This window comes from Streptomyces sp., from assembly GCF_035645055.1.
Classification (GTDB): domain Bacteria; phylum Actinomycetota; class Actinomycetes; order Streptomycetales; family Streptomycetaceae; genus Streptomyces.
The window spans coordinates 61,437-87,840 of the sequence record NZ_DASQNH010000035.1 but is presented as its reverse complement, the minus strand read 5'-3'; the positions used below and the strand labels follow the sequence as shown (position 1 = coordinate 87,840).

13 protein-coding genes and 2 pseudogenes are annotated in these 26,404 nt (G+C 73.9%); 13 read left to right on the top strand and 2 right to left on the bottom strand.

What is annotated here, in order from left to right; translation table 11 throughout:
* The first annotated feature begins 64 nt into the window (after positions 1-64).
* Together VE614_RS12080 and VE614_RS12075 are read left to right on the top strand one after the other, a co-directional pair.
* The gene (locus VE614_RS12080; RefSeq protein ID WP_324935627.1) at positions 65-1,273 is read left to right on the top strand and encodes a M20 family metallopeptidase; all 1,209 of its coding nucleotides are present in this window, start codon (positions 65-67) and stop codon (positions 1,271-1,273) included.
* A gap of 89 nt (positions 1,274-1,362) precedes the next feature.
* Positions 1,363-1,743 carry a hypothetical protein gene (locus VE614_RS12075; RefSeq protein WP_324935625.1) on the top strand — a complete coding sequence of 127 codons (381 nt, stop codon included), beginning with the start codon at positions 1,363-1,365 and terminating at the stop codon, positions 1,741-1,743.
* Between the two features lie 54 nt (positions 1,744-1,797).
* Here VE614_RS12075 and VE614_RS33745 read toward each other — a convergent pair.
* Positions 1,798-1,959, bottom strand: a pseudogene (locus VE614_RS33745) (S1 RNA-binding domain-containing protein); the annotation flags it as partial.
* A gap of 198 nt (positions 1,960-2,157) precedes the next feature.
* Between VE614_RS33745 and VE614_RS12070 the strand changes: the two are divergent.
* From VE614_RS12070 to VE614_RS12050, 5 genes are all read left to right on the top strand, one after another.
* Entirely contained in the window at positions 2,158-3,066 is a 909-nt protein-coding gene (locus VE614_RS12070) for an aminoglycoside phosphotransferase family protein (protein ID WP_324935623.1), read from the top strand.
* A 1,135-nt stretch (positions 3,067-4,201) separates the two neighbouring features.
* Positions 4,202-5,149 (top strand): LysR family transcriptional regulator, encoded by a 948-nt coding sequence (locus VE614_RS12065; RefSeq protein WP_324935621.1) that lies wholly within the window; start codon positions 4,202-4,204, stop codon positions 5,147-5,149.
* 491 nt (positions 5,150-5,640) lie between these two features.
* The gene (locus tag VE614_RS12060; protein ID WP_324935619.1) at positions 5,641-6,687 is read left to right on the top strand and encodes an N-acetylmuramoyl-L-alanine amidase; all 1,047 of its coding nucleotides are present in this window, start codon (positions 5,641-5,643) and stop codon (positions 6,685-6,687) included.
* 378 nt (positions 6,688-7,065) lie between these two features.
* Complete coding sequence (locus tag VE614_RS12055) at positions 7,066-9,240, top strand: acyltransferase family protein (protein ID WP_324935617.1); 2,175 nt, start codon at positions 7,066-7,068, stop codon at positions 9,238-9,240.
* A 200-nt stretch (positions 9,241-9,440) separates the two neighbouring features.
* Positions 9,441-9,719 carry a DUF6355 family natural product biosynthesis protein gene (locus tag VE614_RS12050; protein WP_324935615.1) on the top strand — a complete coding sequence of 93 codons (279 nt, stop codon included), beginning with the start codon at positions 9,441-9,443 and terminating at the stop codon, positions 9,717-9,719.
* 208 nt (positions 9,720-9,927) lie between these two features.
* Here the strand turns inward: VE614_RS12050 and VE614_RS12040 are convergent.
* Positions 9,928-10,134, bottom strand: a pseudogene (locus VE614_RS12040) (hypothetical protein); the annotation flags it as partial.
* A 361-nt stretch (positions 10,135-10,495) separates the two neighbouring features.
* On the opposite strand from VE614_RS12040, the gene VE614_RS12035 reads away from it, so the two are divergent.
* The 6 genes from VE614_RS12035 (at position 10,496) to VE614_RS12010 (ending at position 26,402) form a co-directional block, all read left to right on the top strand.
* Positions 10,496-10,924 (top strand): YybH family protein, encoded by a 429-nt coding sequence (locus VE614_RS12035; protein ID WP_324935613.1) that lies wholly within the window; start codon positions 10,496-10,498, stop codon positions 10,922-10,924.
* A gap of 279 nt (positions 10,925-11,203) precedes the next feature.
* On the top strand, positions 11,204-18,802 hold the full coding sequence (locus VE614_RS12030; RefSeq protein ID WP_324935611.1) for a non-ribosomal peptide synthetase/type I polyketide synthase: 7,599 nt from the start codon (positions 11,204-11,206) through the stop codon (positions 18,800-18,802).
* Complete coding sequence (locus VE614_RS12025; protein ID WP_324935609.1) at positions 18,799-20,055, top strand: MFS transporter; 1,257 nt, start codon at positions 18,799-18,801, stop codon at positions 20,053-20,055. Before VE614_RS12030 ends, VE614_RS12025 begins: the two co-directional genes overlap by 4 nt.
* Positions 20,052-23,528, top strand: coding sequence for an amino acid adenylation domain-containing protein (locus VE614_RS12020; RefSeq protein ID WP_324935607.1), 3,477 nt, complete (start codon positions 20,052-20,054; stop codon positions 23,526-23,528). Before VE614_RS12025 ends, VE614_RS12020 begins: the two co-directional genes overlap by 4 nt.
* On the top strand, positions 23,521-25,620 hold the full coding sequence (locus tag VE614_RS12015) for an amino acid adenylation domain-containing protein (RefSeq protein ID WP_324935605.1): 2,100 nt from the start codon (positions 23,521-23,523) through the stop codon (positions 25,618-25,620). The genes VE614_RS12020 and VE614_RS12015 overlap by 8 nt, the downstream gene beginning before the upstream one ends.
* Positions 25,617-26,402, top strand: a complete 786-nt coding sequence (locus tag VE614_RS12010; protein WP_324935603.1) for a thioesterase II family protein — start codon at positions 25,617-25,619, stop codon at positions 26,400-26,402. Before VE614_RS12015 ends, VE614_RS12010 begins: the two co-directional genes overlap by 4 nt.
* Positions 26,403-26,404: the final 2 nt, after the last annotated feature.

Below are 26,404 nucleotides of genomic sequence, written 5' to 3'. Positions count from 1 at the left end.
CGCAGCGGCGGGAGGTGCGCATGTCCGTGGCTCCGCCGCACACAGCGCTCGACAGGAGGACGCGGTGACCACTACGCCCGAACACCTGCTCGCCGAGGCCCGCGCACTGCTTCCCGAGATCGTCGCCGTGCGGCGCCGGCTGCACCGAGTCCCCGAACTGGGCCTGCACCTGCCGCACACCCGGAGCACGGTGCTCGCCGCACTCGACGGGCTGGGACTGACGGTGACCACGGGGGAGCGGCTCAGCTCGGTCACCGCGCTGCTGGAGGGCGACCGGCCCGGGCCCACCGTACTGCTCCGCGCCGACATGGACGCCCTGCCCCAGCAGGAGGACACCGGCCTGGAATTCGCCTCCGAGGTGCCCGGCGCCATGCACGCCTGCGGTCACGATCTGCATACGGCGATGCTCGTCGGCGCGGTCCGGCTGCTGGTCGCGCGGCGGGCGGAACTGGCCGGCCGGGTGCTCTTCATGTTCCAGCCGGCGGAGGAGAGCGACGGCGGCGCCCAGTACATGATCGACGAGGGGCTGCTGGACACTCCGGACGGCGCCGGGATCACCGCGGCGTTCGCCCTGCACGTCACGACACGCTTCGAGAGCGGATCCGTCCATCTGCGGCCCGGCCCCACGTTCGCCGCCTCCGACCAGATCCATGTGACCGTCCGCGGCCGGTCCGGCCACGCCTCGGCGCCGCACGTGTCCCTCGACCCCATCCCGGTGGCCTGCGAGATCGTCCAGGCGCTGCAGACGCTGGCCACCCGTACCGTGGACATCTTCGACCCCGCCGTGATCACCGTCGCCTCGATCCACTCCGGGACCACGACCAACATCATCCCGGAGACCGCCGAACTGCACGGCACCTTCCGTACGCTGACGCCGCGGACCCGGCGCCGGGTCCGCGAGGGCATCGACCGTGTCGCCCGGCACGTGGCCGCCGCCCACGGGGCCACCGTCGACGTGGACCTGACCGAGGGCTACCCGCCCGTGGTCAACGACGGGACGGTCGCGGCGACCGTCCGCGAGACCGCCGCCGAACTGCTCGGAGCCGACCGCGTCCAGCTGCTGCCGCAGCCGTTCATGGGCGCGGAGGACTTCTCCTACGTCCTGCGCCGCGTACCCGGCACCATGGCCTTCCTCGGCGCCCGCCGGCCGGGCGACCCCGCCGGGAAGGCGCCCGACTGCCACTCCAACCGGGTCGTCTTCGACGAACCCGCCCTCGCCGCCGGCGCGGCTCTGCACGCGGCGGTGGCACTCAGGTACCTGGCGGCCCGGTAGCCGCGTTCACGTCGCCTGTTGGAGTTTTTGAGTTGCCGCAGCCTCCCCGCTTCGCTGATCCTGTGTGCTCGGTCGACGAGGAGGAAACGATGGGGCTCATGCTGTTTCCAGGAGACGGCGACATCGACAGCCCGGATGTCTCCTGGTCCTGCACCGGCTTCGGCATGTTCCGGGCGTGGCTCGCCCGGGCCGAGGGTCTCGCCCTCGACGAGATGCGCGGCTTCGGCGGAGACCGCCCCTGGACCGAGGTGTCCACGACGCTGACCCCCCTGCTCGACCACCCGGACGACGAAGGCCACCTCACACCGATGGAGTGCGCAGCGATCCTGCCCCGGCTCAGGGAGATCGCCGAGCAGCCTCAGAAGGACCCCTCGGATCCGGTCACCCAGCGCCGGGTCGACGATGTCCGCGAGCTGGTGGCCGTCCTGCACCACTGCGTGGACCAGAACGTCGACCTCGTCTTCGGCTAGGGCCCGGCGGCGCGGCCGCTCGTCCCGGCCGAGCCGTGCGGTTCGGGACAGGGCCAGGGATCGTCGCTCCCGATCGTCCCCGGTGACGACGACCGTGACCTCGGCCCCGACCTGGACGACCTCGGACGGATCGCCCACGGGCGGCGAGGCCGGCACTCGCACGTGCACCAGCCCTTCGATTCCGTCGGCAACCTCGACGAACGCACCGAACGGGATCGACTGGGGACCCGTCCGCGAAGTTCCTCCTCCCCCCGAGACGCCGTCGACGACGGCCCGAAAGGGGTCTGGCCGGGTCCGGCCGCGTCGCCCGCAAGGACAGTCCGGCTTCCGGGTTCCACGTGTCGAGGACGAGGAACTCGCAGGCGGCCCGTTTAATCGCTTGTCCGGTAGGGCCGCGGGCGTGAGGATCGGCGGATGGTTTCGAGTGGGCCGGATGGGCGCGCCGGTGTCGACGCGGCCCTGGTGAAGCGTTTGATCGCCGCGCAGTTCCCTCAGTGGAGCCGGCTGCCGGTGGTGCCGGTGGAGGTGGACGGCTGGGACAACCGCACCTACCGCCTCGGTGACGGTATGTCGGTCCGTCTGCCCACCGCCGCCGGTTACGCCCCCGCGGTCGACAAGGAATGCGAGTGGCTGCCCCGCCTGGCGCCTGCCCTGCCCGTGGCTGTTCCCACGGTCCTGGCCAAGGGCGCCCCGGGCGAGGGATACCCCCACCCCTGGTCCGTGCGCGGCTGGCTGCCCGGCGAAACGGCCTCGCCCCGACGCATCGACGACATGGTCCGGTTCGCCACCGACGTCGCCGAGTTCGTTCTCGCCCTTCAGCGCTGTGACACGACCGGCGGTCCCCTCGCCGGGGCACACAGTTGGTATCGCGGCGCGTCGCCCGCCCACTACGACGAGGAGACGCGCCGTTGCATCGCGGCCCTGGGCGGCCGTATCGACACCGCGCGGGCCACCGAGGTCTGGCAGGCGGCGCTCGACGCCGATCGGCCAGGCACGCCGGTGTGGTTCCACGGCGACATCGCAGACAACAACCTGCTGGTCACCGACGGCCGGTTGTCCGCCGTGATCGACTTCGGCACCTCGGGCGTCGGCGATCCGGCCTGCGACCTGGTGATCGCCTGGACCATGCTCCGCGACGACAGTCGCGAGGCGTTCCGGCGGGCGGTCGGCCAGGACGACGGCACCTGGGCCAGGGCCAGGGGCTGGGCGCTGTGGAAGTCCCTGCTGACGTTGACGGAGTGTGCCGATCCCCGGGACGAGCGGGTCGCCGTCCACGCGTCCGTGATCGACGCGGTGCTGGGCGACCACGAACGCTTCGGGTGACCCGGGCGGCCCCGCCGGCCTCCGGGCAGCGGCAGGACAGACGCGGTCCCAGCGAGCGGATGGGGGTCGAGCGGGGCGGGAAGGGTGCCACGACCATCCGAGGAGGCCGAACGGCCGCGGAGATCAGGACGCCGCGTGACGCGACGGCCGTTTCGCCACCGGCAGGCGTCACCGCGACGACGGCCGACGCCAGTGCGGCGAATCCCGCCGCGCCGACGAGCAGGGCCACCGTCGTCTCCTGTCTCGCGTAACGGTCAGGGTTCATGCGAGTCCATGCATACCGTGTGAATGACGCAGACGAACACCAGCCATGACCTGCCCGGCCAAGCTCTGAACTTGCTCAAGAGGAGCTTGGGCCGGTGATCGGGCGGGGGATGCTCTGGCACACATCACATCGCACGACAACGGGGTGAAAGAACATGGAGTACTTGGCGATCCTGGGCATCGTCCTCATCGCGGTGGTCTTCTCGGCGGCCCGGGGAGGGAGCCGGTCGTCGCGGCGGCGCCGTTCCTGGTGGGGAGGCGACAGCGGCGGACACAGCGGCGGGGGCGGCTGGTTCTGCGGGGGCGGCTCGTCCTGTGGGGGAGGCTCGTCCTGCGGGGGCGGCGGGGGCGGAGACTGACGCGCGCGGGGCCTGCCCGGATCCGGGAGCACCGAGGCGTCGGCCCGGCCGGCGGAACAGCACGTCGATCTGGTCGTCCTCGGCGTCCTGCTGCCCGATCTCCATCACCTGCGGGACGCCCGGCAGTTCCGCGGCCCGACCGGCCCGCCGTCCTCCTGATCGCCGGAGGGGAGCTGGCCGGGACCTTTCGCCCCGGCCTCGGCGACGGGGCGACCCGCCGAGGACCTGCCGGCGGGCACGCCCCCGGGAGTCGCCGCCCGGCCCGCACCGCGCTCTTCGCGGGCGGAACGCCCGGTTCTCCCCACCGGTTCGGGGACCTCGCAGCCGCTCCGGACGACTCGCTCGTCCTCGCGGCGGACGGCGAGGGCAGTGTTCCGCGGCTGACGCGGGCGCAGGCCAGGCCTGATCGACGCCGGACAGGCACCGCGGCTCGAAGCCATCGGGGCCGCACCGCGCGAACCGGTCTGTACCAACCTCTTGTCCCCGTCCCTCCGTCGACGCAAGCTCCCCTCATGGAGTTGGAGTTGCGGCATCTCAGGACGGTCCGGGCCATCGCCGACGCCGGCAGCCTCACCAGGGCGGCGACGGCGCTGGGGCTCGCGCAGCCCGCGTTGAGCGCGCAGCTCAAGCGGATCGAACGGGCGCTGGGCGGCGAACTGTTCGAGCGGGGACGGCACGGCGTACGGGCCACGGCGCTCGGTGAGCTGGTCCTCGAACGCAGCCGCATCGTGCTGCCCGCGGTGACCGAACTCCAGCGGGATGCGGCGCGGTTCGCCCGCACCCCGCGGGCCTCCGCCTGCCTGCGGCTCGGCGGAACACACGGCCCGCTGCTCGGCGCCCTGGTCGACCGGCTCGCCGACGCGGTGTCCGACGCCCGCGTGACGACCTGCGCTTCCTGGTCCGAGCGGCACCTGGCCGACCTGCTCGCCGAGGGCCGGCTGGACTTCGCCCTCGCCGGGACCTGCGGCTCGGCGGCCCCGCCGGGCGCCGAGGGCCTGGTCTGGCGGGAGATCGCCGTGGACCCCGTCTTCGTCATGCTGGCCGAGGGGCACGCCCTCGCCTCCGCGCCCGAGGCCGCGCTGATCGAGCTGGCCGGCGAGGAGTGGGCCTGTGTGCCCGGCGACGGGTGCTTCGGGGACTGCTTCACCGCCGCCTGCGCCCGTGCCGGCTTCACACCGCGCCGCGTGTACGAGACGGACACCTCGTCCTTGGTGCATCTCGTCCAGGTCGGCCGGGCGATCGGCCTGTGCCGGGCCACCTTCCCGGCCTCCCCGGGGATCGTCACCCGGCCGCTCACCGGTACCCCCCTGGCCTGGCGGCATCTGCTCGGCTGGCATGCGGTGACGCAGGACGCCGACCTCGCCGAGACCGTCCTCGCCCAGGCGCGCGTGGCGCACGCGGGTGTGGCGGCGCGCAGCGACAGCTACACCCGGTGGCTCGCGGCGCACCGCGTTCCGTGAGGCCGCGCCGCCACGTCGACGCCGTCCGCGTGGAGGCCGCCCAGGCCTTGCTGTCCGCCGGGACCGCCCCGGTGGAAGAGGTCGCGCGGGAGGCCGGATCCGGTTCGTCGGAAACGGTGCGGCGCGTGTTCCGGCACACGCTCGGCGTTTCCCTCACCGGCTACCGGGCCCGCTTCCGCACGACGGACCCGCGGGACGGTGACGACCCGCTTCCGGCGTCGAGGACGCACCGGTAGACCGGCGTCGTAGAACCGCGTCGGACCGGTGTCGTAGAACGGCGGAATCGAACGCGGCACAGCGTCCGGATTCCGCTGCCGAGCGGCCGGATCAGCCCTGTACGGCCCAGCCTCTCCCCGGTATCGCAGTCATCAGCGCGTTCATCGCGTGGCTGGATCACCACCTGATCGGAGGCTGACCATGGTCCCCACCCCTGGCCCCATTCACCGCCATCCCGCCCGGCCGGTCCATCCCGCGCGACCGGAGCGCGCGGCATGAGCGCCGGTCCGCAGAGGTACCCCGGGGCCTCGACGGCCTACTGGTACCAGGACGACTATCCCGGCTCGGCGATGCGGACGAACACCATCGTCTGGCACTCCACGGAGGGCACGTCACTGCCGTCGTACGGCGGCGGCGCGTCGGCGCCCAATTTCACCGCCAAGCCGGATTTCGCCGCGAAGAAGCTGGTCTGGTACCAGCACTTCGACTTCGACGTGTCCAGCCGGGCGTTGGTCAACACCTCGGGAGGCGTGGAGACGAACACCCTCAACGTGTGCCAGGTCGAGGTGGTCGGCACCTGCGACCCGGCCACCCACCGCAGATGGGGGTCGACACCGCACCTGTACATGCCCGAGCTGCCGCGCTGGGTGATCCGCGACCTCGGGGCCTTCGCCCGCTGGGCCCATCAGCAGCACGGCGTGCCGCTGACCTCCGGGCGGACCTTCAAGGCCTACCCCGGCTCGTACGGCGCCGGCAACGGCGTGCGGATGTCCCACAGCGCCTGGAGCAACTTCAGCGGGCACTGCGGGCACCAGCACGTCCCGGAGAACCTCCACGGCGACCCCGGGGCCTTTCCCATGACCGCCATCCTCGCCGCCGCCAAGGGAACCCCACAGGAGGACCCCATGCCGCAGTACGTCAACCTCGGCACCACCAAGCCCTACCGCCTCGCCCCCGGCACCTGGGACTCGATCGAGTTCACCCAGGAGTGGACCGACGAGACGGGCCACCACCCCGCCGGGAGCAGCGTGTGGGCGCGCGGCGCCTGTCGCTTCTCCGGCTCCCTGAGCCTGCGCGTGGCCGGTCTGCAGCCCGGCCAGACCGTGCAGGTCCGGATGTCCGAGTCGGCGGGCAGTGACCTGGTGCAGGACCATCCGATCCACGAACTGGTCGGCACCGGCGGCGACACCTTCGCGGTGGTGCCCCTGGTGAAGCGGCTCGGAGCCGGGCGCGCGATGCGGGTGCGGCTGCTCAACACGCAGGAGGCCCCGGTCACGATCGTGTCGGCCGTGCTGACCGCGCTCGTGTGGAAGGAGAGCTGAGACCGGGCAGTCCCGCCGCCGGAAGGCGTCGGACAGCGGTCCGCCGCTCCCGGCGGCGGGGCGCTGCCCCGACCCGCCGAGGCGCCCCGCCGAGGCGCCCCGTCGAGGTGCCCCGCCGAGGCTCCGGAAGGCTCGCCGCCAATGTTTCCTATGCGCATTACGTCATAGCGCCGTCGTCGGTCGTTGCAACCCAAACTGTCCGTTTGTTATGGCGATGTGATAGCAACGTCATCGAGCGCGGACCCGGTCGAGGGTAGGTTCGATCGTCCGGCTCCGGGGCGATCACCGGCGTCAGCAGATCCGGTGGCGAGCCCCGGATCCTTCCGCAGGCGTGCGTGCACGTCTCGGTGACGCCCCAAGAGCAAGGAGATCCAGACGGTGCCCGTCCGCCGCCTAGCGCAGCCCCCGCGGCCCACTTCCGACGACGTCCCCGCCGTCCCGAGACCACGGGACGGCGCTCCCGGGGACCGAGGAAACCGGCCGGCTCCGGCGGCCGGCGGCGCGGGACTGAGACTGGACATCCAGGGCCTGCGCGCGGTGGCCGTCTCGCTCGTGGCGATCTCCCACGCCGGGGTCACCTCCGTGGCCGGCGGATACGTCGGCGTGGACGTCTTCTTCGTGATCTCCGGATTCCTGATCACCTCGCTGATGCTCCGCGAGTGGAGCCGCGAGGGCCGGATCGCGCTGGGCCGCTTCTACGCCCGCCGGGCGCTGCGCCTGCTGCCCGCCTCCACCCTCGTCGTGCTGGCGACGCTGGCGGGCTCCTGGCTCTTCCTGGGCCCGCTGCGCTTCGCGGACTACGCCAAGGACGCCATCGCCTCCGCCTGGTACGTCGTGAACTTCCGGCTCGCCGAGGCGGGCACCGACTACTTCAACACGGACGTGCCGCCCTCGCCGTTCCAGCACTTCTGGTCCTTGGCGGTCGAGGAGCAGTTCTATCTGATCTGGCCCATCGTCCTGATCATCGCCCTCAAGCTCTTCCGCCGCCGGGCCCTCCTGGCGATCCCGCTGCTCGCCCTGGCCGCGGCCTCCTTCGCCCTCAACCTGCACCTCACCGAGACCTCCCCCTCCTGGGCCTACTTCGGGTCGCAGGGCCGGATCTGGGAGCTGGCGGTGGGCGCCCTGCTGGCCCTGGCCGCGCACCGACTCGACGACATCCCGCGCCCGGTCGCCGCGGTCCTGAGCTGGGCGGGCCTGGCCGCCATCGGCTACGCGGCCGTCGTCTTCGACGAGAGCACCCGCTTCCCCGGCCACAACGCCGTCATCCCGGTCCTCGGCGCCGCCGCCGTCCTCGCCGGAGGCGCGGCGGCCGGCCGCTACGGAGCGGGCGCGATCCTCGCGCTGCGCCCCGCCGTCTGGATCGGCGGGATCTCCTACGCCTGGTACCTCTGGCACTGGCCGCTCATCATCATCGTTCCGGCCGCCGTCGGCTCCGGTGAGCACGACGGTCCGCTCCGGCTGATCGCCGCACTCTGCGGCATCCCGCTGGCCTGGCTGACCCTGCACCTGGTCGAGAACCCGATGCGCTTCCACCGCGCGTTCAAGGCCCACGCCGCCCGTGGGCTCTCCCTCGGCCTCGGGCTCTCCGCCGTCGCGGCCGCGCTGGCGCTGGTCACCACCCAGTTCCCGCCGACCCTGGAGGAGGGCGCGGCGCGGCCGAGTCCCAAGGCGACCATCGCAGCGGCGTCCGACCCGCGTGCCGCGCTCGTCGAGCTGCTGGAACAGCGGGTGGACCAGCTCCCGTCCAACCTCGAACCGAGCATGCGGGACACGGCGTACAAGCGGTCCAGGGTCTACACCGACGACTGCGCCCTGACCATGGCCGACACGGTGCAGACAGAGCCCTGCCTGTACGGCGACAGGAACGCCGAGCGCAGCGTGGTCCTCTTCGGCGACTCGCACGTAGCCCAGTGGTTCCCGGCGCTGGACGCGATCGCCCGCAAGCACCACTGGCGGCTCTACTCGTTCACCAAGAACGCCTGCAAGGTCGCCCAGATCACCATCGAGTACAACGGCGGCCCCTACTCGGCCTGCGACGACTGGCGGGCCGTGACCCTCCGGAAGATCCTGAAGATGGAGCCGGAACTCGTCATCACGTCCAGCTCCAACTCGGCGAAGCTGTACGGGAACGGCGACATGGCGCAGGCCTGGGGCAAGGGCCAGGCCGAGACCTACCGGACGCTCCAGCGGGGCCGCACCCAGGTGCTCACGCTGCTCGACACCCCGTGGCCCAAGAACAACGCGGTGGACTGCGCGGTCGCGCACCCGGACAGCCTCGGCTCCTGCGCCCGCGACCGTTCGGAGGCCGACCCCGAGCCCGACGTCACCAAGGCGATCCGGGCGGCGGCGGCCGCCGAGGACGTGACGGTCGTCGACCCCTACGACTGGGTATGCGCCCCGTCCGGCAACTGCCCCGTCGTGGTCGGCAACACCATGGTCTACCGGGACTACGGCCATCTGGCGGACGGTTTCGTCGAGGCGCTCATCCCCGTGGTGGAGGCCGAACTGCTGCGGCTCTTCGACACGGACCTGAGCCGGCGTCCCGGCGCCTGAACCGGCACGCACAGGGCCCGTCCCGTCGGTCACACCGGCGGGACGGGCCCTGTGCCGTGCCCACCGTCCGACGGCCACCCGAAGTGATGGTTTGCCTCCCCTTCCGAGTGAGATCGACAGCCCTTTCACCAGGGTTCCGGGACGCTTTTCCACGCATCGCCGGACCGCCCGGCATGTGATCCTCGACAAGGAGCAGCTCGATGACGCTTCGTCGTGCCCTGGTGGGCGCCCTCAGCAGCATCGTCCTCGGAATCGGCCTGCCGGTGGCCACCGCCTCCTCATCCGCCGCGGACCCCTGCGGGTTCTACGAGACCGGGTCCGACGCCTTCTACAACCACTGCACCAGCGACGGCTCCCGCGTCGTCATCGAGGTGGAGGTCTGGGGTCCGAACCACGAGCGGTGCGTGGCCCCCGGCCGCAGCTGGCTCGGCGCCGCGGACAAGATCGACGGCGCGTTCTACACCGGGCGGACCTGCTGACCGCCGCCTGGCCCGGTCCGGGCGCGGCGCTCCGCCGCGCCCGGTGCCGTCCCACATGTCCTTGGCCCCTACCCTGATCGCCTCGCGGACGCGGAAGTAGGTGCCGCAGCGGCAGATGTCGCGGATGCCGTCGAGGCCGGCCTCGGTGATCCGGGCCACGTCCTGGTCGATCCAGGCCCGCCGCGTCGGGTGCAGCTCGGCCCCCACCGAGGACGGTGCCGCCGAGGCAGGCGAGCCGTACCCGGGAGGTGGCCATGGGATGGGCCCGGCCCTGCCGGGCGTCGTCGGCGCGGTGCCACACCAGCTTGACCGGCTTGCCGATCTTCTGCGAGGCCCGGGCGGCTTCCAGCGCGGCGCCGAAGAACAGCTCGCGGCCGAACGAGCCGCCGCCCTGGGTGACCTGGACGGTGACCGCGGGCGGCGCTGGGCGCTGAGTGTGTGTGGGGGGCGCGCAAGCCTGCCGTCTCGCCTGCGGGGCGGAACGGCCGGTGCGCCCCGCGCGGGCGAGGACTACGGGCGGTTCTCGGCCCATGACCCTCGCCGTGGGAGCCCCGTGCCGGGTGCTCCGCCCCCTCGCGGGCGAGGACCCCAAGACCCGTATGGAGCCCGGCCCGTCGCCAGGGCGGTAATCGCTCACCGCTGCCCGCCGGGAGCCGGCGGGCAGCGGCGCCTCACATTCCGCAGGGCTGTCCCGTCGTAAGAGCCGTAAGAGCCGTAAGAGCCGTAAGAGCGGACATGCCGTGTGCGCATCCGGCGCAGCATCCATGGAGAATGCGATGAATTCGAGCGAGTTCCAGGTCCGGGCCCTTCTGGAGAGCCGAGTCGACGCCAGTCAGGCAAAGGATGTCGATCGGCTCATGTCGCACTACTCGTCCGACATCGTTTATTACGACGTCGTTCCCCCCATGCGATACACGGGGCACGAGCAGGTGCGCCGCAACTTCGTGCGCTGGTTCGGTGAATACAACGGCCCCCTCAGCCTGGAGACGCACGATCTCACGGTCATGACCGGCTCCGACGCCGCGTTCGCGCACATGCTCCACTTGGACTCCGGAACACGTAAGAACGGTCTCCGGAGCGCGATGTGGGTGCGATCCACCGTTTGCCTCCGGCGGTCCGGCAGTTCGTGGCTGATCACCCATGAACACATCTCGCTGCCGATCAACCCGGAGACCCTTCAGGCCTGGTTCCCGACGGACAGGTAAGGCGGAAGCGGCCCCCGCGCCGACCGGTGACATGCCGAGTCCGTTCAGTACCGCCGGTAATGGGCGGACCCGGCCGCGGGAGTGATCCATCGATCATTGACAGGCCCACTTGATGATGATCAACTCGTGTCGTGATCAAGGAGCTTGGAGTCCCGCCTGGCGTGATGTGAGCGTTCTTCCCTTCGGCCGGCCGACGACTTTTCCCAAGTGACTCCCGTCGGCCGGCGGTGCCGCCCGGTGGGCGTCAGGAATTCTGACGAGAGACAACGGGGGCAAAGCATGACCGCGGCGTGCGCCGGTACGGGACCGACGACCTTCGCCCAGGAACGTCTGTATCTCACCTCCCAGGCGGAGGGGCGGGACGACGCCTACCTGGTGATCACGGCGATGCGCCTCGACGGCGATCTCGACGTCGAGGCGCTGCACGGGGCCGTACGGGAGGTGACCGCCCGTCACGAGTCGCTGCGGGCCACCTTCGTCTTCGAGGGCGGCGCGGTGGTGCAGCGGATCCTCGACCGCTCCACCGAACCGTCGTGGACCGTCACCCAGGCCGAGCCGGCCGCCGAACGGCCGGACGACGCGGTGCGCGACCTGGTACGGCAGCTGAGAACTACGCCCTTCGACCTGGCGACCGGACCGCTGGTCCGCTGGGGCCTGACCCGGATCGGCCCGGCCGAGTACGGGTTCGCCCTCGTGGCCCACCACATCGTGTGCGACGGCTGGTCGCTCGGCGTGATCTTCCGCGACCTGGAGACCGCCTATACCGCACGCCTGGAACACCGCCCCGACGCCTTCGGCGGGGCGGCACCGAGCCCGCTCGCCTGCGCGCGGGACGAGCGGAGCCGCTGGGCGGAGCACGACGGCGCCGCCGACGACCTGGACTTCTGGCGCGGATACCTCGCCGGGAGCACTCCGCTGGCCCTGCCCACCGACCTGCCGCGCCCGGCGGCGCCCAGCGGCGCCGGCGGAAATGTGCTCGTGCCCCTCGACGAGGAGCTGATCGCGCGGCTGCGCGACACCGCGCGGCGGGCGGGCGCCACCCTCTTCATGGCCTTCGCCGGGATCTACGCGGCCGTCCTCGGCCGGTATGCCCGCCAGGACGACGTGGTGATCAGCAGCCCGGTCGCCAACCGGGAGTCCGAGGAGGAACAGGACCTCGTCGGCTGCACGGTCAACATGGTCCCGATGCGCCTCGACGTGTCCGGCCGGCCGAGCGTGCTGGATCTGCTGAGCAGGACGCGAGCCGCCGTGATGCCGGCCATGGCGCGGCAGAACGTGCCCGTCGACGTGCTGGTCCGCGAACTGGGCCTGCACGGCGCCGCCGGACGCTCACCGCTCATGCAGTGCTCCCTGGCCGTGCAGAACTTCGACGCCGCACTGCCGCGGTTCACCGGCGGCGCGGCCACGGCCGTAGAGGTGGACAGCGACCGGGCGAAGTGGGACCTCGCCCTGACCGTCGACCTCTCCGGTGAACGCCCCTCCCTGCGGCTGGAGTACGACGCCGACATCCTGCTCGGCCGCACGGCCGAGACCCTCGTACGCCACCTCATATCCGCCGTCCGGCACGCCGTGCGGGACCCCGACGAGCCACTGCGGATCGTCGACGCCGACGAGTCCCACCACCTCGTCCACGCGCTGAACCCGGCCCCGGGCGCACCCGAGACCGAGACCGTGCTCGCCCGCTTCGGGCGGGCCCGCGCGGCCCGTCCCGACCACCCGGCGGTCACCGACGGCACGACCACGCTCAGCTACGCCGAACTCGACGCCCACGCCGACCGGTTGTGCCGGCGGCTGCGCGACGCCGAGGTGGGTCCGGGCACCCACGTGGGTGTCAGCGGGCAGCGGAGCGTGTGGGCCGTGGTGGCGATGCTGGCCGCCTGGAAGGCGGGGGCGACGTTCGTGCCGCTCGACCCCGCCGGACCGAGCGAGCGCGTCCGGTCGATCGTGGAGCGGGCGGACATCGGCCTGGTCATGGCCGACCGGGCCGCCCGGCCGGTCGTCGAGGAGTGGCTGCCCACCACCGCCCTCCTCACCGTGGACACACCGGAGTTCACCACCGCGGCCGAGGAAACACAGGCCGCCGACGCTCCGCCGCTCGCGCAGAGCGACCCCGAGCGGACCGCGTACATCATCTTCACCTCCGGATCGACCGGGCGGCCCAAGGGCGTCGAGGTGCCCCACTCCTGCCTCGCCCAGCTCTTCACCGACCGGCCCGCCGGGCTGGCGGCGGACGAGACGGACGTGTGGCTCTGCACCCACTCGTTCGCCTTCGACTTCTCCGTCTGGGAGATCTGGGGCCCGCTCACCACCGGCGGCACCTGTGTCATCGCCGGCACCGACCAGGTCCGTGACCCGGCCGCGCTCGCCGCCCTGATCGACGCGCGGCGGGTGACGGTCCTCAGCCAGACCCCCGGCTCCCTCTACGGCCTGGCCCCGGCGCTGGCCGCGTCGGCTCGGCGGGGCGGCTCCGGGCCCCGGTACATCGTGCTCGGCGGCGAGGCGCTCGACTGGGAGCGGCTGGCCCTGCTGCTCGGCGACAGCGGTCTCGACGCCACCGTGGTGAACATGTACGGGATCACCGAGGGGACCGTCCACGTCACCGCGCATCCCGTCCCGGTCCGCGACCTGGGGTCGGTTCCGGCGAACGCGGTCGGCGCCCCGCTCCCGCACGCCCGGTGCTACGTCCTCGACGCGCACGGCGAACCCGCCGGGCTCGATGTGCCGGGCGAGCTGTACATCGGCGGCGGGCACGTCGCCCGCGGCTACGTCAACGACCCCGCCCAGAGCGCCGACCGCTTCCTTCCCGACCCGTTCCACGACGGCGGGCTGATGTACCGCACGGGTGACCTGGCCCGCTGGCGCACCGGAGGCGGACTGGAGTACCTGGGCCGCGTCGACGACCAGGTGAAGGTGCGCGGCCACCGTGTGGAGCCCGCCGAGGTGGAACGTGCCGTGCTGGGGCTGCCCGGCCGCCGCCTGACGGCCTGCCACGTCCTCGCCCACCAGGACGCCCTGGTCGCCTTCGTCGCCATGGACGGTCCGCTCCCGGAGCGCGAGCTGCGCGCTCACCTGCGCTCGGTACTGCCTGCCTACCTCCGGCCCAGCCGGTTCGTGGCGGTCGACGCCATCCCGCTGACGCGGAACGGGAAGGCGGACCGGGCGCGGCTGCTCGGTCTGCTGAGCGGGGAGCAGCCGACGGGCGGCGGGTCCGGCACCGGTCCGGTGCCCGAGTCCGAGCCCCGGCCGGGGACCGAGGACGCCGCGGCCCCGCGGAGGCGGGAACCGGCGGACCTGACCCGGACCGTGCTCGCCGCCTGGCAGTCGGTGCTCGACCGGTCCGACTTCGGCGTCGACGACAACTTCTTCGACGTCGGCGGGCACAGCTTCGCCCTGCTGAAGGTCCACGAGGCGCTGCGCGAGGCCGGGCTGGAGGTGAGCGTCACCGAGCTGTTCCGCAATCCCACCGTCCGCTCCTGCGCCCGGTTCCTGCACACCGCGTACGGCGACGCCGAGGCGACGGAGGCGGGCCGGCCCACCGCGGCGCCGACGGGCCGGGGCCCCGGCCCCCGGCGGCCCGGCGACGGGCGGATCGCCGTCGTGGGCATGGCGGCGCGACTGCCCGGCACCGGGGAGGACCTGGACGCCTTCTGGCGGATGGTGGTCTCCGGCGGGCACGCCGCCGCCCGCTTCGGCGAGGAGGAACTGCGTGCCGCGGGTGTGCCCAGCGGCATGCGCGACACCGCCGGCTACGTCCCCGTACGGGCCGCCCTCGACGATGTCGCCGGATTCGACCGGAAGCTGTTCGGCTACTCGCCGCTGGAGGCGTCCCTGCTCGACCCGCAGCACCGCATCCTGCTGGAGTGCGCGTGGCGTGCGCTGGAGGACGCCGGGTACGCGCCGGCGGGGACGGACGAGAACCGGACCGGCGTCTTCACCGGCGTCGGCGGGAACGCGTACCTGCTGGACGCGGTGCTCGCGAACCCGGGCGTGCTGCGCGGCGCGGGCCCCCTGCAGACGGTCATCGGCACCGACAAGGACTTCGCCGCCACCCGGATCTCCTACAAGCTCAACCTCCACGGCCCGAGCCTCACCGTCCAGACGGCCTGCTCGACCTCCCTGGTCGCCACGCACATGGCCGTCCAGAGCCTGCTGTCGGGCGAGAGCGACCTCGCCCTCGCGGGCGGCTGCTCGGTCGCCCCGCCGTCCCGGCACGGCTACGTCCACGAGCCCGGCGGCATCTACTCGCCCGACGGCCTGTGCCGTCCGTTCGACCAGCACGCGCAGGGCACCATCCCCGGCGACGGCGCCGGTGTCGTCGTCCTGAAGCGGCTGGAGGACGCGCTCGCCGACGGGGACACCGTCCACGCGGTGATCCTCGGCTCCGCCGTCAACAACGACGGCGCGCGGAAGGTCGGTTACACGGCGCCCGGACCGACCGCCCAGGCCGAGGTCATCCGCGCCGCCCTCGGCGCCGCGGGCGTGCCGGCGGAGTCCATCGGCCTCGTGGAGGCGCACGGCACCGCCACCCGCCTCGGCGACCCGGTGGAGGTGTCGGCCCTGCGCGACGTCTTCCACACCGGGACGCGGGACGCCGAGCGGGCGCCGCTGTACGTGACCGCCGCGAAGTCGAACCTCGGCCATCTGGACACCGCGGCCGGTGTGGTGGGCCTGATCAGGACCGTGCTCGCGCTGCGCCACGGGACGGTCCCGCCCCTCGCGCACTTCACCCGGGCCGCCGACCGGCTCGACGCGGAGGGGACCGCGCTGCGCTTCCCCGCCACGGCCCTGCCATGGCCCCCGGGCGCGACACCCAGGCGCGCGGGCGTCAGTTCCTTCGGCATCGGCGGCACCAACGCCCATGTGATCGTGGAGGAACCGCCCGCCGGGCTTGCCCCGCCCGCCCGCCGGCGCGAGGGCGGCCCGGCGCAGCTCCTGACCGTCTCCGCCGCCGACGAGACCGCGCTGGACCGAGCGGTCGGGCAACTCGCCGATCACCTGGCGGCGAACCCGGACGTGCCCCTGGCCGACGTGGCGTACACCCTCCGGGTCGGCCGGGCCCGGCTCCCGTGGCGTACGGCGGTCGTCGCCCCCGACACCGCTCGGGCACCCGCGCTGCTGCGCCGCGCCGAACGGGGCCGGATCCGAGTCCCCTCCGGTTCGGGCGCCGCGCTGATGTTCCCCGGGCAAGGGACGCAGCGGCCCGGAATGGGGCGTGCCCGCTACGACACCGACCCGGTCTACCGGTCCTGCGTCGACGAGGGCCTGGCGGCGGTCGGCCCCGAACTGCGCGCAGCGGTGGCCGACGCGCTGCTCACCCCGGCGGACCCCGCCGCGGCACGAGCGGCGGACGGTGTCACCGGCACGCTCCTCGCGCAGCCCTGTCTCTTCCTCGACCAGGTCGCCCTGGCGCGCAGTCTGACCGCGCGGGGGATCGAGCCCCGGGCGCTGCTCGGACACAGCCTGGGCGAGCTGACCGCGGCGTGCGTCGCCGGGGTCCTCACCCTCGCGGACGGCGTCCGGGCGGTGACCGAGCGGGCGCGGCTCATGCACGCCGCACCGCCGGGCGCCATGGCGGCGGTCGTCGCCCCGGCCGAGCGGGTGGCGGAACTCCTGCCGGACGATCTGGTCGTCGCCGCCCACAACGGGCCGCACTCGGTGGTCGTCTCCGGTGCCGCCCCGAGCGTGGCGGCCTTCGCCGAGCGCTGCCGGGAGACCGGCCTGACCGTCGTACCGCTGCACACCTCGCACGCGTTCCACTCGCCGAGCATGGACCGGGCCGCCGAGGCGTTCGCCGAGGTGATGGCGGGACTGAGCCTGAGCGCGCCGCGCACACCGGTGTTCTCCGGCGCGACCGGACGCAGGCTCGGCGACGCGGAGGCCGTCGACCCGCGGTTCTGGGCCTCCCAGATCCGGCTGCCGGTGCGCTTCGCCGAGGCGGTCCGCACCGCCGCGGACGAGCTGTCGCCCGCCGTCTGGTTCGAGACGGGCTCCGGCTCCACGCTCCAGGGCCTGGTGAGCGACATCCTGCGGGACGCGCGGCCGCTGCTCGGCGGGTTCGACCGGCCCCGGCACGGCGGGTCCCTCCCCTCAGGCCTGGAGGCCGCCGGGGTGCTGTGGCGCCTGGGAGTCGGCGAGCTGTGGCGGGACGACACCGAGGACGTCCGGCGGGTGCCGCTCCCGACGTATCCCTTCACCCGGGAGCGGTGCTGGATCGAACCGCAGGCGGCCCCGGCCGCACCGAGCGAACCGCTCGCCGCGCGATGGGCACAGGCGGCCCCGGCCGCGCCCCCCTCGCGGCGGCCGGTCGCGCCGCCGGCGCCGAAGCAGGCCGCGCCGAGCGAGCCGGCCGCGCCCCGATCGGCGGACACGGTCGCGCCACGGGCGCGGGCCGATGAACGGACGAACGTGAACGAAGAGGAGACAGCGGTGAGCATGGTGACGGCGGACACCGACGCGGTGCTGAGCGCCCTGTGGTGCGAGGTCCTCGGCGTGGACGCGGTGGCGCCCGAGGACGATTTCTTCGACCAGGGCGGGCACTCGCTCGCGGCGCTGCGGCTGAGCGCCCGCATCCGCGAGTCGCTGGGCCTGGAGGTCAGCCTGGACTCGTTCTTCGACGAGTCCACCTTCGGCGGACTCGCCCGGGTCGTACGGTCCCAGCTCGGCCGGCCGGAACCTGCCGCGCCCCCTGCCGGCCAGCCGAGCGCGCAGGCCCTCGCGTCCCCGGCTCCGGCCGTCACGGCCGCCACGCAGGTGCCGTCGCCGTCCCAGGCGGAGCACCCGGTCCCGGCCGCCCCCGCCGGCGCGCTGTCCACCAGCGTGTACTTCTTCTCCTCCGCGTCCGGTGACTTCGGCGCCGACTACGACCTGATCCTGGCCTCCGCCCGCGAGGCGGACCGGCTCGGCTACGAGGCGATCTGGACGCCGGAGCGGCACTTCCACGAGTTCGGGGCGCAGTACCCCAACCCGGCGGTGCTGGGCGCGGCGCTCGCGACCGCCACCGAGCGGATCCACATCCGGGCGGGCAGCGTCATCCCGGCCCTGCACAACCCGCTGCGCCTCGTCGAGGACTGGCGGATCGTCGACCAGCTCTCCGGCGGCCGGGTCGGGGTGTCGTTCGCGCCCGGCTTCCACCCCAGCGACTTCGCCCTCGCCCCGGACCGGTACGCGGCCCGCCGCGACACCTTCGAGGACGATGTGCGCCGTGTCCGCTCGCTCTGGTCCGAGGGTGTCGCACGCGACGCCCTGGACGGCACGGGCGGCCGGGTCGACGTGTCGCTCTATCCGCGGCCGGTCCAGCCGGAGCTGCCCACCTGGCTGACGGCGACCTCGAACGACGAGAGCTTCCGCCGGGCCGGCGCGCTGGGCGGCAACCTCCTCACCGCCCTGCTGGAGCTGCGGATCGAGGAACTCGCCGACAAGATCCGGATCTACCGCAAGGCGCGCGAGGAGGCCGGTCACGACCCCGACACAGGCCGCGTGACGCTGATGGTGCACTGCTACGTGGGCGAGTCCGAGGACATGGTGGAGGAGGTCTGCCACGACCCGTTCCTGCGCTACCTGCGCAGCCACACCCAGCTGGTCGGCACGCTGACCGCGGCCCTGCCGGAGGAGCGGATCGACCTGGCCGGGGCCAGCCCGAAGGACGTCGACGCCATCCTGCGGCGCGCCTACCAGAAGTTCCGCGGCGAGCGCGCCCTGCTCGGCGACCCGGTGGCGGTGCGGCGGCGCTGCGAGCTGCTGAGCGAAGCCGGTGTGAACGAGATCGGCGCCCTCGTCGACTTCGGCCTGACGCAGCGCCAGGTGCTCGGCAGCCTCGGACGGCTCGCCCGGGTGCGGGACGAGATGGCGGGTTCCGGCACCGCGGCCGCCGCCCGATGAGCGGCACGTTCCCGAGGTTCCTGACCGCCACGGCCGTGTCGGACACCGCCAACGGCGTCTTCGCGGTGGCGGCGACGATGACCGTCGCGGCGCGGGCGCACTCGTCGGTCGCGGTGGCCGCGGTCACGGTCGCGGCGAGCCTGCCGTGGCTGATCGCGGCCGTACCGGCCGGCGTCCTGGTGGACCGGATCAACGCGGTCCGGGCCGTCACCCTGGCCAACGTGGGCCGCTGCGTCGCGATGCTCTGTCTGGCGGCGCTGATCTGGGGCGACGTCGCGCTGGCGGTCACCGTCCCCGCGCTGGTGTTCGTGGTCTCGTGCTTCCAGACCGTGGTCGACACCGCCGCCGAAGTGGTCACCGCGAACGCGGTCGACGACACGCGCCGCACCCGGGCCAACGGCCTGCTGGCCGTGTCGACGCGGCTGTTCTACCAGTTCCTCGGTCCCGCGCTGGCGGGCGTCCTGGTCGACGTCGACGCGCGGCTGCCCAGCGTGCTGTCCGGTCTGGCGTGCCTGGCCGCCGCGCTGGTCGCCGCCCAGCTGCCGCGCGCGGCGGCGCAGGTGCGCGCGAAGGAGGAGGCCGCCACCGGGTTCTGGGAGGGGACACGGCTGGTCTTCTCCCGCCCGGTGCTGGCGACGCTGGTCGCCGTGGGCGGTCTGACCACGATCGCCAGCAGCGTCTTCTACACGATCCTCGTGGTGTACGCCCTGGATCCCGGCCCGCTCGGGCTGTCCGCCTCGCAGTACGGGTTCCTCATCGGGGCCACCGGGGTGGGCGCGGCGGCCGGCGCCCTGCTCACCCACCACGTGGAGCGGTGGCTGGGCCGCAGCACGACCCTCGTCCTGACCCGCGTGGGCTGGGCCCTGGTCTTCGCCGGGCCGCTGTTCGCCGAGGACGCCCTGCTGGTCGTCGTCATGGCGGTGGGCAGCGCCTTCGGCGGGATGTGGTCGGTCGAATCGATGACGGTGCGTCAGCTCACCGTCAGCCGGACCGATCTCGGCCGGGTCAGCGGCGCCTCACGGATGCTGACCTACGGGATGACACCCGTCGGGGCGGCGCTCGGCGGGACGATCGCGCTCGCGGTCGACGCACGGGTGCTCTTCGCCGCGTCCGCCGTGCTGACCCTGCTCACCGTCATCCCCATCCGCGTCTATCTGTCCGATCGGGCGATCGAGGCGGCGACGAAGCGGCAGGAGGCCGCCGCCGCCGACGACGCACCGGTGTCCACCAGTGAGGGGGAGAACGTCCAGTGAGCACCGCCGCACCGCATCCGGAGCCGACGATCGAGGACTGGGTACCGCTGCTCGGCGAGGTGCTGCCCCACGCCGCGCGTCCGGCCGACGGCTGGGCCGGCGCCACGTTCGGCCGGCTCGGCGGATCCTCGTTGCAGGCCTACCACCTGGTCGCGCTCGGCGAACGCCGGCTCGGGCGGGCCCTGGACCTGCCCCGGCTGCTGGGCGACACCCCGCTCGGGGACGTCCTCGCCGGCGCGCGGCCGGTGGCCGGCCGGCCCGCGCCCGTGTCCCCGCCCGGCGACCGGCCGCTGCTGCCCGGCCAGGAGGAGATGCTCACGGCCCATCTGGCGGGCCGCGACGCGGTCTACCGGCTGGTGTTCTCCGTGGCCGCGCCGGAACTGGACGGGGCACGGGCCGGCGCGGCGCTCCAGGCGCTCGCGGCCCGTCACGAGTCTCTACGCACCCGGTTCGTCGCCGACGGCGACGTCTTCGCGCGGCGGGTCCTGCCGCACTGGCGGGTGCCGCTGCGCGAGCTGGAGCTGCCCTGCGGCGGCGGTCGTCCCGCCGAGCGGATGGAAGCGCTGGTCGCCCCCGTCTCCGAAAGGTTTCTGCGGCCGTTCGAGCAGCCGCCCTGGTGCGCCTTCGTCGGCCGGTCCGCCGAAGCCGACGACGTGCTCACCCTGGTGTTCCACCACACGATCGTGGACGGCTGGAGCATCGGCGTCCTCCTGCGCGAGTTCGCCGAGTTCCACAACACCGGCCGGTTCACCGAGCCGGTCGCCCCGGCACCCGACTCCTCCCTGGCGCGCTACCGCGACCGGGCCGGCTCAGGGCGCCTGGCCGAGGACCTCCAGCGGGTGGCGGAGCGCCTGGCGGGCGCCCCGGCCGGCCTCCGGCTGCCCGGGACGGCGGGGGAGGGGAACGAGCCGTTCGACCCGAACGGATGCCGGCTGCCCGTCGTCCTGGCCCCGGACGTGCGCGACGCCGTGGACACCGTGGCACGCCGCGCCGGAGTGCGCCGCCCGGTCGTCCTGCTCGCGGCCTGGGCCCTGGTGCTGGGCCGTCGCGCGGGCACCGACGACCTCGTCCTCGGGATGCCCGCGAGCGGCCGCTTCCGCGCGGACCAGTTCGACGCGGTCGGCCTGCTGACCCGGGTCGCGCCGGTCCGGCTACGGCTCGCCCCGGACCTCGCGGTGGACGACTACCTCCGCGAGACGGCCGCCGAACACGCCGCCGCGGTGCGGGACTCGGAGGCCCCCTACCAGGACATCGTCCGCCACCTCGGCGCGCGCCCCGCCCACGGCTCCAGTCCGCTGACCCCGTTCGCGTTCGCCGCGCACGACGAACTGGTCCCGGCCGCCCTCGACCTCGCCGGGACACCGGCCGAGGTGGTCGAGGGACACGGCCGCGGCGCGGTGTTCGACACGATCCTCTACCTGCGGCAGTGGGGCGACGAGCCCGTCCTCGCCCTGGAGTACTCGGCCGGTCTCGTCGGTCCGCAGACCGCCGCCGCGCTGGCGGGGGCGCTGCGTGCCACCCTGCTCGACTTCGCCCGGGCGTCCGCCGAGCCCATCGGCCGGCTCACCGGTCTCTCGGCCGCCGAGCGGGACCGCTTCGCGGCGCTGGCCCGCCCCGCCCCCGCCGCGTCGGAGGGCCCCGCCGGTCTCTGGGACCGCTTCGCCGCCGTGGCCGCGCGGTGTCCGGACGCCGTGGCCGTCACCGATCCGGCCACCGGCCGTGAGCTGACCTACCGGGGGCTGGAACGGGCGGCCACGCGGTACGCGTCCGTCCTGCGCCAGGCGGGGGCCGGTGCCGGAGACCGGGTGATCGTCCAGGTCGACCGCTCGGCCGCGGAGGCCGTCGCCGTCCTGGCCACGCTGCGGACCGGGGCGGCGTACGTCCCCGTGCCGCGCGAGACGGCCGACGCCTGGCGCGAGGAGGTGCTCCGCGCCACGGGCGCCACCGTGGTCGTCGCCCCGGCCGGCCACCGCGGCGACTGGCCCGCGGGGCTGCGACTGGTGGACCCCTGGGCGCCGGACGAGGCAGCGGACATGACGTCGGCGGAGGAGACGGCCTCCATCGCCCCACCGCACCCGCGGGGCGCCGACAGCACGGCCTACGTCTCCTTCACCTCCGGCACCACGGGCGTCCCCAAGGGCGTCGAGGTGCCCGACCGCGCGGTGATCCGGCTGGCGGCGGATCCCGAGCTGCTGCGCCCGGCGGACGAGGAGGACCCCGGGCGGCCGCGCACGATGCTGCGGCTGGCCCCGCTGGCGTTCGACGCCTCGACCCTGGAGCTGTTCCACCCGCTCCTCAACGGCGACCGGATCGCCGTGCTCCCGCCGGGCCCCGCCTCGCCCCGGCAGATCGGCGCCTTCCTGCGCGAGGAGCGCGTCACCCACGCCTGGCTGACCTCGGGCCTGTTCCGTCTGGTGGCCCGGTTCGAGCCTGCCTCCCTGGGCGTGCTCCGTCAGCTGCTGACCGGCGGGGACGTCGTCTCGCCGGACCATCTGCGCACCGTCCTGGAGGCCTGCCCCGGCCTGTGGGTCACCAACGGGTACGGCCCCACGGAGAACACCACCTTCACCACCGTCCACCATGTGACCGCCGCGGACGGCATCGGTGACACCGTGCCGATCGGGCGCCCCGTCGCGGGCACCGGGGTCCTCGTGGCCGACGCGGCGGGCCGGCCGGTCCCGCCCGGCGTCGACGGCGAGCTGTACGCCACGGGCCTCGGCCTCGCCCACGGCTACGCCGGAGACGCCGAGCGCACCGCCGAAGCCTTCGTCACGGTGCCCTGGCTCCCGGGTGAACGCGCCTACGCGACCGGGGACATCGTCCGCTGGGACGACACCGGGCAGCTGCTGTTCCGGGGCCGCCGGGACCGCCAGATCAAGGTCCGCGGGCACCGCGTCGAACTCGCCGCCCTCGAGTCGCACCTCAGGTCCTGGCCCGGCGTCGTCGACGCGGACGTCAGCGCCGTCGGCGACGACCACACCGACCGGGCCGTCCTCGCGTCGGTCGTGGGCCCGGAACGGTCCGCCCTGCGAGGGCTCATCCCGTCCCTGGCGAACAGTTTCCCCTCGTACGCGCTGCCCGGACTGTGGTGCCTGGTGCCCTCCCTGCCGCTGAACCGCAACGGCAAGGTGGACACCGCCGCACTGGCCGCACAGGCGGTGACGACCGAGCGCTTCCTGGCCGAGGAACCGGCACCCACCGCGACGGAGACACACCGAGCCCCGCACACGGCACCGGGGAACGACGTCACCGGGCAGGTCGCCGAGGTCTGGCGGCTCCTCCTGGGCAGCGACGACTTCCGCCACGACGAGTCGTTCTTCGACGCGGGCGGCGACTCCCTGCAACTCACCGAGATGCGCAACGCGCTGCGCAAGCGGTTCCCGGGCGTCCGCATCACCTCGGTCGACATCTACCGCGCCCAGACGGTCGACGAGCTGGCGGCGCACATCGAGAAGGGGCTGCGCGGTGCGTGACGCGGTGAGGGAGCAGCGTTTCGAGGCGGAGGCGCCCGAGCACGGCGCGGCGTCGTCGGCGGCCCTGGCCGCCGCTCTGGTCGCGGCCCGGGTCTGCCACACCGGGGAGGTGACCGTCCGGATCGCGTCGGGCACCTCCGCCGACGGGACGGAACTGGCCCTGGCGGACGGCGGGCCGGGGGATCTCGCCCGGCTCGCCGAACTGATCGCCGCCGGGAGCGGGTCCGGCCCGCTCCGCGTCGATGTGCACTGCGACAGCTGCCGGGGAGGTGCGAGCGACCATCCGCCCTGCCGGCTCGTCCTGCCGCCCACCGGGGCGCCCGGTCGGCAGGAGGTGCTGCACGAGTGCGGTGAGAGCTTCACCCGGTGGGGTCCCGAACGGATCCGGACCGTGCTGGAGCGGCTGCGCACCAGGCCCGAGGCCGGCCTCGACCACCTGGTGGTCGCGGGGGAGGAGGAGCGCCGGACGCTGCTCGCCCTGGGCGGAGCGAGCGTGGCCCGCCCCACGGCGCCCCTGCACGAACTCGTCGTGCGCGCCGCCGAACAGCACCCCGCGCGCGTGGCGGTCACCGCGCGCGGCGAGTCGCTCACCTACGCCGGGCTCCTCACCCAGGCGCGGACACTCGCGGAGCGGTTGCGGGCCGAAGGCGTCGTGCGCGGCGACGTGGTGGGGGTGAGCGCGGCGCGCTGCCTGGAACTGCCCGGAGTGCTCCTCGGCGTGCTGCTGGCCGGCGGGGCCTATCTGCCGGTCGGCCCCGAACTCCCGCCCGCCCGGGTCGCCGCCATGCTCGGCACCGCCGGGGCGCGGATCGTCGTATGCGCGGACGCCGCCGCCGGAAAGGTACGGCGGGCCGCACCGGACGTCACCCTGGTGAGCATCTCCGGAGAGCGGCTGGCGGGCCCGGCTCCCGCAGGCGCGGACCACACCGACGGGCGCGCCGGGGACCGTACGGCGGCCGGACCGGACGACCCGGCCTACGTGCTGTTCACCTCCGGCTCGACCGGCCACCCCAAGGGCGTGGTCGTGCCGCACGCGGCCATCGTCAACCGCCTGCTGTGGATGCAGGACCGCTTCCGCCTCGACCCCACGGACGTCGTCCTGCAGAAGACGCCGTTCGACTTCGACGTCTCGGTGTGGGAGTTCTTCTGGCCGCTGCTCGCCGGAGCCCGCCTCGCGATGGCGCCGCCCCTCGCGCACCTCGATCCCGAGGAGATGGCCGAGACGTTCGTCCGCGAGGAGGTCACGGTCGCCCACTTCGTGCCCTGCGTGCTGGAGCAGTTCCTGCGCGAACCCCTGGCCGCGGAGTGCACCCGCCTGCGCCGGGTGGTGTGCAGCGGCGAGGTGCTGCCGCCCGCGCTGGCGAACCGGGCGGCGTCGGTGCTCGGCGTCACCGTGCACAACCTGTACGGGCCGACCGAGGCCGCGGTGGACGTCACCGCCTGGGACTGCCGGCTGCCCGAGCCGGGGCCCGCCGTGCCGATCGGCGCGCCGATCGACAACGTACGCGCCTATGTGCTGGCGCCGACCGGCGAGTTGGCGCCCTTCGGAGCGGTCGGGGAACTCCATCTGGCCGGTGTCTGCCTCGCCTCCGGGTACGCGGGCGCCCCGGAGCTGACCCGCGAGCGCTTCGTCCCCGACCCCTTCGCGACCGCGGCGGGCGAACGGATGTACCGCACCGGCGATCTCGTCCGGTGGTCCCCCTCGGAATCCGCCGACGGCCGGGCGGTCCTCGACTACCGGGGGCGGATGGACCAGCAGATCAAGATCCACGGGGTGCGGATCGAGGCGGGGGAGGTCGAGCACGTGCTGGACCAGCATCCGAAGGTACGCGCGAGCGCGGTGGTGAAGCTGGCGACGGACGGCGGGGACCGGCTGGTCGCCTGTCTGCTCGTCGAACCCGGCGCCCCGCCCGGCCGGTCCGAACTGCGCCGCCACGCGCTGACCCGGCTGCCCGCCGCGATGGTCCCGAGCCGGTTCACCGTCCTGGACCGGTTCCCCATGACCGGCAGCGGCAAGGTCGACCGGTCGAGGCTGCGCGAACTCGCCCGGCAGGGCGATGCCCCGACCGCCGAAGAGGTGCTTCCCGCATGAGTTCCGTCGTCTTCCCCCTCAGCACCGGCCACCGGGCACCCGAACCGCCGCCGGACGGGCTGCCCCTCGTGGCCGTGCCGCACGCGGGCGGAACCGCCCACGCCTTCCGCGGCTGGACGGCGCAGGCCCACCAGCGGGGACTCACGGTGTGGGGGACCCGGACCGCGATGCCGAACGAGACCCCCGCGGGCCGGACCGTCCGGGACCGGGCCCGCGCACTGGCCGAGTCCCTCGCCGCGCTGGACCGGCCGTATGTGCTGGTGGGACACAGCCTGGGCGGCACCGTCGCCGCCGAGGCCGTCCTGCGTCTGGAGCGGCACGCCCCCGAGGCGGTCCCCGCCCTGCTCGTCGTCTGCGGCACCAACCCGTCCCACCTGCCCCGGCCGGCCGCCCTGCCGGACGGGTCGGAGGCGGACGCGGTGGAGTTCCTGCGCACCGTCGGCGGCACACCGGCGCAGGTGCTGGAGGACCGCGGGATGCGGGAACTGGCCGTGGCCATGCTGCTCCACGACCTGTCGTCGCTGCGCGGCTACCGGTGGGACGGCTCCCGCCTCACCACCCCCACCGCCGTGTACGCGGGCCGCACCGACCCGGTGGCCCCGCCCGAGTCGCTCGCCCGCTGGGCCGAGATCGCCGAGCCGGTGACCACCCGGGTCTTCGGCAGCGGTCACTTCTTCCCCCACGACCGGACGGCGGAGGTGCTCGACGCGATCCGGCTCGACCTCGCCCGGCACCGTCCCGCCGATACCGTCACCCACCCCCACAGCGCCCCTCGCCCCTGATC